The 10,321-nt window shown below is 66.5% G+C and carries 10 protein-coding genes; 4 read left to right on the top strand and 6 right to left on the bottom strand.

Annotation, left to right across the window (positions count from 1 at the left end; genetic code table 11):
• Nucleotides 1-127: 127 nt before the first annotated feature.
• Nucleotides 128-592 carry a retron St85 family effector protein gene (locus QW863_RS34625; protein ID WP_315716472.1) on the bottom strand — a complete coding sequence of 155 codons (465 nt, stop codon included), beginning with the start codon at nt 590-592 and terminating at the stop codon, nt 128-130.
• A gap of 659 nt (nt 593-1,251) precedes the next feature.
• Here QW863_RS34625 and QW863_RS34620 point away from each other — a divergent pair.
• Complete coding sequence (locus QW863_RS34620) at nt 1,252-2,193, top strand: DUF817 domain-containing protein (RefSeq protein ID WP_315716473.1); 942 nt, start codon at nt 1,252-1,254, stop codon at nt 2,191-2,193.
• A gap of 248 nt (nt 2,194-2,441) precedes the next feature.
• On the opposite strand, the gene QW863_RS34615 is transcribed toward QW863_RS34620, so the two are convergent.
• Both QW863_RS34615 and QW863_RS34610 read right to left on the bottom strand, forming a co-directional pair.
• Nucleotides 2,442-2,678, bottom strand: coding sequence for a hypothetical protein (locus QW863_RS34615; RefSeq protein WP_315716474.1), 237 nt, complete (start codon nt 2,676-2,678; stop codon nt 2,442-2,444).
• 33 nt (nt 2,679-2,711) lie between these two features.
• The gene (locus QW863_RS34610) at nt 2,712-2,858 is read right to left on the bottom strand and encodes a hypothetical protein (RefSeq protein ID WP_315769960.1); all 147 of its coding nucleotides are present in this window, start codon (nt 2,856-2,858) and stop codon (nt 2,712-2,714) included.
• Nucleotides 2,859-2,897: 39 nt separating this feature from the next.
• Here QW863_RS34610 and QW863_RS34605 point away from each other — a divergent pair, with 39 nt between their 5' ends.
• Entirely contained in the window at nt 2,898-3,272 is a 375-nt protein-coding gene (locus QW863_RS34605) for a thiol-disulfide oxidoreductase DCC family protein (protein ID WP_315716704.1), read from the top strand.
• Nucleotides 3,273-3,375: 103 nt separating this feature from the next.
• On the opposite strand, the gene QW863_RS34600 is transcribed toward QW863_RS34605, so the two are convergent.
• The 3 genes from QW863_RS34600 to QW863_RS34590 form a co-directional block, all read right to left on the bottom strand.
• On the bottom strand, nt 3,376-3,696 hold the full coding sequence (locus QW863_RS34600; protein ID WP_315716475.1) for a hypothetical protein: 321 nt from the start codon (nt 3,694-3,696) through the stop codon (nt 3,376-3,378).
• A gap of 258 nt (nt 3,697-3,954) precedes the next feature.
• On the bottom strand, nt 3,955-4,467 hold the full coding sequence (locus QW863_RS34595; protein ID WP_315716476.1) for a hypothetical protein: 513 nt from the start codon (nt 4,465-4,467) through the stop codon (nt 3,955-3,957).
• Nucleotides 4,468-4,553: 86 nt separating this feature from the next.
• Nucleotides 4,554-5,498 carry an OmpA family protein gene (locus QW863_RS34590; RefSeq protein WP_315716705.1) on the bottom strand — a complete coding sequence of 315 codons (945 nt, stop codon included), beginning with the start codon at nt 5,496-5,498 and terminating at the stop codon, nt 4,554-4,556.
• 272 nt (nt 5,499-5,770) lie between these two features.
• On the opposite strand from QW863_RS34590, the gene QW863_RS34585 reads away from it, so the two are divergent.
• Complete coding sequence (locus tag QW863_RS34585) at nt 5,771-6,577, top strand: lytic murein transglycosylase (RefSeq protein WP_315716478.1); 807 nt, start codon at nt 5,771-5,773, stop codon at nt 6,575-6,577.
• Nucleotides 6,578-6,656: 79 nt separating this feature from the next.
• The gene (gene putA, locus QW863_RS34580) at nt 6,657-10,310 is read left to right on the top strand and encodes a trifunctional transcriptional regulator/proline dehydrogenase/L-glutamate gamma-semialdehyde dehydrogenase (protein WP_315716479.1); all 3,654 of its coding nucleotides are present in this window, start codon (nt 6,657-6,659) and stop codon (nt 10,308-10,310) included.
• Nucleotides 10,311-10,321 lie beyond the last annotated feature (11 nt).

Genomic DNA, 10,321 nt, shown 5'->3' with positions numbered 1-10,321 from the left:
CACCGCAACGGGCGATCGGCTGCGCAACCCCGACCAGCTCCGCCAATCGCCCGTTGCTCCACCCGCGCCACTCGGCGCACAACCCACCCGGACTCTAAACGCTGCTGGATGAAACTTCGGTGGCAGCTCACCAAGGGTAAACGGCAAGGTTCGCGCGCTTGGCCTTTTTGATTCGCTCAATCGGTCCGTATCGAACAAAAGACTCCGCAACCTCGTGTTGGTTTTGAATAACAACTCGCAGGGCGTTGCGTATTGTATCGTTAGCGGTAAATGCTCCTAGCTCTGCCAACGAGCCTGGACTCTCTGCAATCACAAGAACAACGGATGCGATCCGCGCGATGTCTTCTTCGAAGGAAATGAGATCGTTATAGGCGCTGTCGCGAAATAGCTGAGTGGCTTTCTCAGCTAACACAATGTCGTATCTGTTCGATATCCGCTTCACTCGGAACAGATAGTCTCGCAGATTGACTGGCCGAGCGTCGTGCTCCTTAGCTATATATCCGCCACATAGGAACATAAACTTCGAAGGACGGAAGACCCGCACCCCGTCGAGGTTCAGATCGTCAAATAGGGTACGAAGCTCCGGTACCAATTTTCTCTTTACCCTTAAAGGTAGGAACGTGTTTGGCGAGCTTATCGTCCCGCAGGGCGAGGAGCGCAGGCGACGAGAGATAAGCTCGCCGAACGCGTTCCTACCGATAAGCCTTAACAATACCGAATTGTCTGGCGAAGCGCCCGACACAAGTTCATCTGGTTTGACAGTGAACCTATTCGCGTAAAGAGGTGTTTAGAATTGAATGATGAACCTAGAGCGGTCAAGATCGCTCTAGGGTTGTCAACAGGATGAGCGTATGGCTGTCGCCTCGTACAAGGCGGGGTGCCTGGACTTTCGTTATCTTGGGCGTGCGAGGCAACCGCTCACCCGATCGCGTTTGCCGTTCTTTCCCGCATGCCCTCTCCCACAAGGGGAGAGGGCGCATTCACGAGCACTAGACCTCAACGCGATATTGCGATGTGTTTGGTAGTGCCTCCGATGTAGGAGCTGAACGACTGCCTTCTCGCAGGTGTCACGTATTGCGGTGACAGTGCGCTAGTCGTCGCGCCGAAAGGCGTGACTGATGTGTCACAATCGGCCGATACGACGTCTTGTCCGCAAATGTCCGCGTCGTTGCCGGAAGAGACCGAACTTTGCGCAGTCGGCGTTGGGCGGTCGACTGCTAGGAATTGGCGTCTCACCGGACGCCTATTCCCATGCATGACGACGAGTTTCCATCGGCCGCAGCGCACGAAAGCGCCGCCGCGATCTGGGCGCCGCTGCGCCCCTTCATTGCCGCCGAAGCTCGGCTCGCAGCCCGCGCGGCGGAGACACCCTGGACTGCCGCCCTCTACGAATTCCTCCGCTTTGGCGTGAAGCAGGCTTGGGCCTGCCTGTTCGGCGGCATCGCGGTGGCGCTGATGCTGCTGACGTGGCGGTTCTATCCGGCGAACGCGCCGCTCGCGCGCTACGATTTCCTCTTCCTCTGCATGCTCGCCGTCCAGGCCGCATTGCTCGCCGCCCGTCTGGAGACATTCGAGGAGGCGAAGATCATCCTGATCTATCACCTCGTCGGCACCGCCATGGAGCTGTTCAAGACCGCGACCGGCTCGTGGATCTATCCCGAGCCGAGCCTGATCCGGCTCGGCGGCGTGCCGCTGTTCTCGGGCTTCATGTATTCCTGCATCGGCAGCTATCTCTGCCGCGTCTGGCGGCTGTTTGATTTCCGCTTCACGGGCCACCCGTCACGGCGTTGGCTGATCGGCTTGAGTGCTGTGATCTACCTCAACTTCTTCACCGACCATTATGGGATCGATCTAAGGCTCGTGCTGTTCGGCTGCGCCGTTCTACTGTTCGCGCCGGCCACGGTCCACTTCAAGGTCTGGCGCGTGCACCGGTCGATGCCGCTGCTGCTCGGGCTCGTGCTGGTGTCGCTGTTCATCTGGCTATCGGAGAACGTCGGCACCTTCACCCGGGTCTGGCTCTATCCGCAGCAGGCGCATGGCTGGGCCATGGTGTCGCCGGCCAAGCTCGGCTCGTGGTTTCTGCTGCTGATCATCAGCTACACGCTGGTCAGCCTGATCAACCGGCCGAGGGCGATGGAGCAGGGCAGGGCAGTGAGGTCGGCCGCCGTCGAGCCGGAGCGGGAGGCGGCGTGACGGTCTGATGTGGGTCGAGATATCTCCGCGTCATGCGCGGGCTTGTCCCGCCCGCGCGGCCGAAGCCGCTTCGTCGCGGCGAAGGCCCGCCCATCCACGTCATTGCGACGTCAACGACGCGGATGGCCGGGACAAGCCCGGCCATGACGCGTAACCCATGATGACGTCGTTGGTGGTACGCGGCTGATCGTGGACACGCGGCCGCCTGGCGGCGGTCGCTTTGCCCACCCTACGGCAGCTCGGCCGGCCTACTTCTTCTTCGCCCCGACCCGCTCGAGCGACTTGATCTGAAGCGGCGGGCGGCCGGACTTTTCCGCGATCTCGCGGTCCTGCTCCATGATGAAGCCGCGCGCGGGCTCGTCGCCGTCGAGGCCGCCGAGCAGCTCGGCCGGGACGCGCCGGTTGGAGCGCTGCGAGCCGTCCTCGTAGGTCACGTTGAAGAAGGCGAATTCGCCTTTGGGATTGGAGCCGGGTTTTTTCGCCATGGATGGCGCTTTACGGCGGCGGGACCGGTCCGGTCAATGCCAGAAAATGCTTATCCGCTGCCCGAGTTTGACTTTTTCGTCATATGGTTTTCGCCGAATCGGCAGGGTGGCCAGAGCGATCAGGGACCGGCCGGCGGGGTCCCGAAACTCCTCGATTTTGCCGGATGAAAGTGCGTTCATCGTGGACGTCTCACCCCGCCGCGAATGCAGCCCATGTCGATGCCCCAACTCACCATCTGGTACAACACGCGCTGCCCGGTCTGTGACGCCGGCATCGACTGGCAGCGCAACAAGCTGCTGGCGCTGGTCAAGTCGGGGCGGGTCGCGTTCAAGGACATCAACGAGCAGCCCGACGCGCTGGCCGCATTCGGCGCCGATGTCGACGCCGTCCGCCGCCGCCTGCACGCGACCGACGAGGACGGCGAGCTGATCACCGGCGCCGACGTGGCGCTGCTGCTGTGGGCGCTGACGCCGGGCGAGGGCTGGCTGGCGACCCTGTTCGGCAACCGCCTGGTGCGGCCGCTGACGCGGTTCGGCTATGACCGGTTTGCCGATGTGCTGTTCGCCTGGAACAAGCGGAGGGGGCATTGGTGAGCGAGAGCTGCCGCTTGAGCCAAGGCTTCGGCCGCTTGCGCGGTCGACTCCCCTCCCCCTTGCGGGGAGGGGAGCGCACCGAGCGCGTGGTAACAGCTCGCCTCTACCGCCTCCGCACCTTCACCCGCGCATGCACCCGCGTGCCGCCGTGCGGGCCGTCGTCATCATCACCGCGGCCGAGCGCCATGATCGCGGTGCCCATCGCGGTCGAGCCGAAGGTGACGAAGAACGAGCCGAGCAAGAGACCGATGGCGACGACGGGCGAGTGGTCGGCGAAGATCAGGTGACGCAGGCCCCAGGGATCGAGCAGCAGCAATCCGCCGACCAGCACCACGGCCATGCCGAGGCCGAGCGCGAGATTGATCGCGAGCAGGCGGAACAGAGGGATCTGGAGCAATCGGCGCTGGCGTTGATTGTGCTGCATCGGCGATCTCCCGAGGGATCGTGAACGACAACGATATCGTAGCACCGTCCGCGACCGGCTCAAGGCCGGAGCCGCTCGGGGCGGGCATGGCTGCGCCGCGTGCGGCGCGCCGATTTGGGACAGGAGGCGGGAGTGTCCCGGCGGCCCTCTCTTGTCCGCGGACCTCGCGCGCACGAGGCGCCCGCGGCACATCTCGCTCCGTCATTCCGGGCCCCCGCGCGCTCCGGATGACGCCTCATTGAAACCGGAGCCGCGGCCTCACGCCGCCTCGCCCTCGGCCACCCCGTGCTGCCTGGCGATCACGCTCTGCCAGACGCTGGCGATCGCGCGTTGCGTCTCCGGTGCGATCAGGCAGTGGCCTTCATTGTCGAAGCCGCAGAAGCGCACCGAGGGATCGTGCCTCACCTCGACCAGCGCCTTGTTGATCATCTCCAGCGAGGCCATCACCTGGCCGATGTTCTGCAGCCGCGTGTGATGCAGGATGTCGATCAGGCGGAACATCATGATCGGCGGCTGGCCCATCGCGATGCCCGGCCGGCCGAACTCGAAGAATACGTTCACCGCGGGCAGCGCGCTCTGGATCTGCGCTAGGACCTTGGCCGCATCCTCGACGCTGCAGGCGACGAGATGCGCGCTCTGGGCGGGGAGGGTAGGCGTCAGCGGCGCCTCCGGGCCGAGCCCGAGACCCGACAGCACCTGATGCTCGATCCAACGCCGCACCTCCGGCGGCGCCGAGCGGATCTGGTCGGTCGACAGCGTAATCCCGATCATGGCGATCTCCATTTCGGCCGCGGAGCTTAGGGCGTCATGATGGCACGGTGTTGACGAGGATCAAGCGGCCGCGCCGGCGCAGCGCCTCAGGGCGCCACCAGTTCGACGCGGCGGTTCAGCGCGCGGCCCGCATCGGTGGCATTGCTGCCGACCGGCGCGAGCAGGCCGACGCCCGCGGTGCGCAGCCGCGCTGGCGCGATGCGATAGCTGCGCGAAAGCTCGGCGGCGACCGCCTCGGCGCGCCGCCGTGACAGATCGAGATTGTAGTCGTAGCTGCCTTGGTTGTCGGTATGGCCGACGATGAAGACGCTGAGCTGCGGCTGGCCGGCGAGCAACTGCGCGATCTGCTCCAGTGTCGGCCGGCTCTCCGGCTTCATCGTCGCCTTGTCGGTGTCGAAATAGATGCCGTAGAGCGCGATGTGGCCCTTGTCGCCGAGGCCCTTCGCCATCTCGGCTGCGCTCACCATCTTGTTCTCCATCGCGCCGAGCTCGGCAACGGTGAGCTGGGCATAGATCTGCTCGTTGTTCTGGCTGACCAGCACGCTGGCAAAGGTCTCGCGGCCGCCGGCCTCCTTGCGGCCGGCAAAATAGCGGTAGTCGAAGCCATCGGCCCACATCTGTGGAACCGGCAGCAGGTCGATCGCCTCGGTGAAGGGAATGCCGCCGCAGGCATCGGTGTTGCAGGCGAGGAGCTTCTCGAAGCCGGCCTTGGCGAGCTGGTTTTCGAAATTGCGCGACACTTCGAGGATCGAGGGACCCGGCGCGGTGCGATAGGCGATTCTGACGACGCGCCCCTCCAGGCGTCGCTCGTCGGTCGCCTTGTCCGCCTTGAACGGCGCCGCCTGCAGCCGCATCGCATCGAAATCCTTGGTGACATAGCCGGTGATCACGCTGCCGGCGAAGCGGCCGATCCCGGGGTAATCCTTTGCGCCCGCCACATCGCCCGGCTGAGCGGCCGCGGGCGCCAGGCCGCGACACATCAGGGCCGCGACCAAGGTGAGCTGTGCCAGTGTGCCGAGCCGGAACATCATCGTCATGGGGACCTCTCCCGAAAAGTGGCGCCAACGCTCGTGGTTTTCAGAACGCGCGCTTGGATCGGCGCGCGAAAACGGCGCGACGTCGGACGAGGCACGCCCTGCATGAGTGGCGACGAGCGCGCCGACCGTTCAAAAAAAGATGACGATGGGGTGCGGTTCGGTGGCTATCGCCCGCCGGCTGGCCTGGTACCGCCAAATCAGGCATTGTGACGGCGTCCGCCGCCGGACTGCCGTCATCATGCTCTCATGCAGGGACCTTTCTCCTCATGTCCGTTGTCCGCTTCCTTGTTGCCGTCGCGATCCTCTCCTTTGCCTCTCCCGCTTTGGCCGCGCGCTGCGGCGGCGACTTCAATACCTTCATCGCGGGCGTCTCGGCGGAGGCGCAGAGCGCCGGCGTCTCGGGCGGCACGATCAGCCAGGCGCTGTCGGGCGTGACGCTCGATCCGGCCGTGCTCGCCTTCGACCGCCGCCAGCGCTACACCTTCAACAAGAGCTTCGAGCAGTACGTCTCGACCCGCGTCGGCGCCGGCCGCATCAATGGCGGGCGCGCGATGCTGCAGCGGCACGCCGCGCTGCTGTCGCGCATCGAGCAGCAATATGGCGTGCCGCGCCAGATCCTGGTCGCGATCTGGGGACTCGAGACCGATTTCGGCAAGGGCGACATGGGCAAGCTGCCGGTGATCCGCACGCTTGCGACCTTGGCGCATGACTGCCGCCGCACCGAGCTGTTCCAGGGCGAATTGCTGGCGGCGCTGAAGATCGTGCAGCGCGGCGATCTCACCTTGCGCGACCTCGTCGGCGCCTTCGCCGGCGAGATCGGCCAGACCCAGTTCCTGCCGTCGTCCTACATCAAATACGGCGTCGACTTCGACGGCGACGGCCGCGTCGACCTGCGCCACTCCACCGCCGACGTGCTGGCCTCGACCGCCAACCTGCTGCACAGCAACGGCTTCAAGATGGGCGCGCCCTATGACGAGGGCTCGGCCAATTTCGAGGCGATGCGCGAGTGGAACAGGGCGGTGATCTACCGCAAGACCATCGGCTACTACGCCGATCAGTTGATCGGGCGGTAGCGCTATCCGTCGCTCGCGACGTGCGCCAACGCCGCGCAGCCATGGCGAGTGACGGGGATCGCTTCAGAGGAGACGGGTCATGTCGCAGTCGCCGCCACGACCGTTCGCCGCGTTCGATGCCCAGGTCCAGCGCCAGAGCGGGCTGCGCGCTGCGATCACCTCGGCCTATCGCCGCGCCGAGCCGGAGTGCATCGCGCCGCTGCTCGATCTCGGCGCGCTCCCGGAGGCATCGTCGGCACGAGCGGCCGGTCTGGCGCGGGATCTGGTCCTGCGTCTGCGCGGCAAGGCGCAATCCGGCGGCGTCGAGGGACTGATCCACGAATATTCGCTGTCGAGTCAGGAGGGCGTGGCCCTGATGTGCCTGGCCGAGGCGCTGCTGCGGATTCCGGACACCGCGACGCGCGATGCGCTGATCCGCGACAAGATCGCGACCGGCGATTGGCGCGCCCATATCGGGCACAGCCCGTCGCTGCTGGTGAACGCCGCGACCTGGGGCCTCATCGTCACCGGCACGCTGACGGCTGCGGCCAGCGAGGACAGCCTGGTGTCGGCGCTGACGCGGCTCATCGCCCGCGGCGGCGAGCCGATCATCCGCAGGGGCGTGACGCTCGCCATGCGCCTGATGGGCGAGCAGTTCGTGGCCGGTCAGACCATCGATGCGGCGCTGTCGAACGGCCGTCCATGGGAAGCGCAGGGCTTCCGCTACTCCTATGACATGCTCGGGGAGGCGGCGACGACGGCGGAAGACGCCGCGCGCTACTTCGCCGCCTACGAGGCGGCGATCCATGCGATCGGGCGGCATGCGGCCGGTGCCGGCATCTACGAAGGGCCGGGCATCTCGATCAAGCTCTCGGCGCTGCATCCGCGCTATGTCAGCATCAAGCGCGACCGCGTCATGAACGAGCTGCTGCCGCGGCTGAAGCAGTTGGTGCTGCTCGCGCGGGGATACGACATCGGCCTCAACATCGACGCCGAGGAAGCCGATCGTCTCGACCTCTCGCTCGATCTGCTCGAGGCGCTCTGTATCGATCCGGATCTCGCCGGCTGGAACGGCATCGGCTTCGTCATCCAGGCCTATCAGAGGCGCTGCGTCTTCGTGGTCGATTGGCTCATCGACCTCGCGCGGCGCACACAGCGCCGGCTGATGGTGCGCCTCGTCAAGGGCGCCTATTGGGACAGCGAGATCAAGCGCGCGCAGGTCGATGGTCTGGAGGACTTTCCAGTCTTCACGCGCAAGAGCCACACCGACGTGTCGTACCTCGCCTGCGCCCGCAAACTCCTGGGCGCGCCCGACGCCGTATTCCCGCAGTTCGCGACGCATAATGCGCGCACGCTGGCATCGATCGTGGAGATGGCCGGCCCCACCTACGCGCGCGGCCAGTACGAATTCCAGTGCCTGCACGGCATGGGCGAGCCGCTCTATGAGGAGGTCGTCGGGCCGGCACGGCTCGGCCGCCCGTGCCGCATCTACGCCCCCGTCGGCTCGCATGAGACGCTGCTGGCCTATCTGGTGCGCCGGCTGCTGGAGAACGGCGCCAACACCTCCTTCGTCAACCGCATCGCCGATCCCGCCGTCTCCGTCGACGATCTGATCGCGGACCCCGTCGCCGTCGTTCGCGCGTCGGAACGCCCGGGCTCGCCGCACGACAAGATCAGGCGCCCGCCTGAGCTGTTCGGCCCGGGCCGCGTGAACTCGGCCGGATTCGATCTCTCCGATCAGCGCGCGCTGGCACGTCTCGGCGAAGGCCTGGTCACGAGCGCGAGCCTCGATTGGAAGGCCGCGCCGTCGGGAGCGACGGGCAGCGAAGGCGCGCGCCTCATTCGCAATCCCGCCGATCGCCGTGACGTCGTCGGCGCGGTCAGGGATGCCGCGCCTGCCGAGATCGAGGCGGCCCTGTCGCGTGCGGCGAACGCCGCGCCGGCCTGGGCCGCGACCAGCCCGAGCGCGCGCGCCGCATGCCTGCGCGCCGCGGCCGAGACGATGGAGGCGCGTCGCCTCGTCCTCATCGGCTTGATCGTCCGCGAGGCCGGCAAGACCTTTGCGAACGCCGTCGGCGAGGTGCGCGAAGCCGTCGATTTCCTGCGCTATTATGCAAGCGAGATCGAACGTCTCTCCGTGGGCGATAGTCCCGACTCGCTCGGCCCCGTGGTGTGCATCAGCCCGTGGAATTTTCCGCTCGCGATCTTCACCGGCCAGGTCGCGGCCGCACTCGCGGCCGGCAATCCGGTGCTGGCGAAACCTGCCGAGGAGACGCCGCTGATCGCCGCCCAAGCGGTTCGCATCATCAACGAGGCCGGCGTGCCGGCGGATGTCCTGCAATTGCTGCCGGGCGACGGCCGCGTCGGCGCCGCGCTGGTCGGCGATCACAGCGTGCAGGGCGTGATGTTCACGGGATCGACCGACGTCGCGCGGCTGATCCAGAAACAGCTTGCCGAGCGCCTCACCGTCCATGGACAGCCCGTGCCGCTGATCGCCGAGACCGGCGGCCAAAACGCGCTGATCGTGGATTCCTCGGCGCTCGCCGAGCAGGTTGTCGGCGATATCATCGCTTCCGCCTTCGACTCCGCTGGCCAGCGCTGTTCGGCGCTGCGCATCCTCTGCCTGCAGGCGGACGTCGCCGACCGCATCCTGTCGATGCTGCGCGGCGCGCTGCGCGAGCTTGAACTCGGCAATCCCGCGTCGTTGTCGGTCGATGTCGGCCCGGTAATCAGCGGCGAGGCCCGCGACACGCTCGATGCGCATGTCGCCACGATGCAGGCGCGCGGCCATGCCGTGGAGCGGCTGCCGCTGCCACCGCAGGCGGCGCATGGCACGTTCGTCGCGCCGACCATCATCGAAATCGGCAACATCTTCGATGTCGAGCGCGAGGTGTTCGGCCCCGTCCTCCACGTCCTGCGCTACCGCCGCGAACAGCTCGCTGACCTCATCGACGCGATCAATCTCACCGGCTATGGCCTGACCTTCGGCATCCACTCGCGGATCACGGAGACAATTGCGCGGGCGTCGGGCCGCAGCGCCGCCGGCAACATCTATGTCAACCGCAACGTCATCGGCGCGGTCGTCGGCGTGCAGCCATTCGGCGGCTCCGGCCTGTCGGGGACCGGGCCGAAGGCCGGCGGTCCGCTGTATCTGCGCCGGCTGTTCGCGATGCCGCCGCGCCAGCGGCTCATGGCGTCGCAGTCTGACGCGGTCTTGCGCTCTTACCTCGACGGGTTGCGCGCAAGCGGACATGCCGAGGCGGCGCTGGCGTGCGAGGCGCATGGGCCCCAGGTGCTGGCCGGGCTCGAGATCGAGTTGCCAGGACCCGTCGGCGAACAGAACATCTATCGCATCACCGCGCGCGGCGTCGTCGCTGCACTGGCGAGAAGCGAGCAGGCGTTGCTGGTCCAGATCGGCGTCATTCTGATGACCGGAAACGACGCGTTCGTCGAACGCGCCAGCCCTGCTTGTGCCGTGTTGGGACCGCTCACCAGCCGGCTGCGCGGCCGCCTGCGGATCGTCGACAGCTGGCGGGCTCTCCGCGATCTGCAGGCCGTGCTTGCCGACGGCGAGGCGGATGAATTGATCGCGCTCGGCCGCGACCTCGCCACGCGCCCCGGACCGATCGTCCCGCTCGTCACGCCGCGCGCCAGCGACGGCTGCTACGATCTCGACCGGCTGGTCACTGAGGTCAGTCTCTCCACCAACACCGCGGCCGCCGGCGGCAATGCCAGCCTGATGTCGATCGGCTGAGAAGACAGGTA

It is taken from the genome of Bradyrhizobium sp. SZCCHNR1017, from assembly GCF_032381375.1.
In the GTDB taxonomy this organism is placed as follows: Bacteria; Pseudomonadota; Alphaproteobacteria; order Rhizobiales; family Xanthobacteraceae; genus Bradyrhizobium.
This window is presented reverse-complemented; position numbering and strand designations above follow the sequence as displayed.

Coding starts and splice junctions, on each gene's coding strand:
- putA (WP_315716479.1), top strand. CDS start 6,657: ATGTCGCAGTCGCCGCCACGACCGTTCGCCGCGTTCGATGCCCAGGTC.
- QW863_RS34585 (WP_315716478.1), top strand. CDS start 5,771: ATGTCCGTTGTCCGCTTCCTTGTTGCCGTCGCGATCCTCTCCTTTGCC.
- QW863_RS34600 (WP_315716475.1), bottom strand. CDS start 3,696: ATGCAGCACAATCAACGCCAGCGCCGATTGCTCCAGATCCCTCTGTTC.
- QW863_RS34610 (WP_315769960.1), bottom strand. CDS start 2,858: ATGAACGCACTTTCATCCGGCAAAATCGAGGAGTTTCGGGACCCCGCC.
- QW863_RS34590 (WP_315716705.1), bottom strand. CDS start 5,498: ATGATGTTCCGGCTCGGCACACTGGCACAGCTCACCTTGGTCGCGGCC.
- QW863_RS34615 (WP_315716474.1), bottom strand. CDS start 2,678: ATGGCGAAAAAACCCGGCTCCAATCCCAAAGGCGAATTCGCCTTCTTC.
- QW863_RS34620 (WP_315716473.1), top strand. CDS start 1,252: ATGCATGACGACGAGTTTCCATCGGCCGCAGCGCACGAAAGCGCCGCC.
- QW863_RS34595 (WP_315716476.1), bottom strand. CDS start 4,467: ATGATCGGGATTACGCTGTCGACCGACCAGATCCGCTCGGCGCCGCCG.
- QW863_RS34605 (WP_315716704.1), top strand. CDS start 2,898: ATGCCCCAACTCACCATCTGGTACAACACGCGCTGCCCGGTCTGTGAC.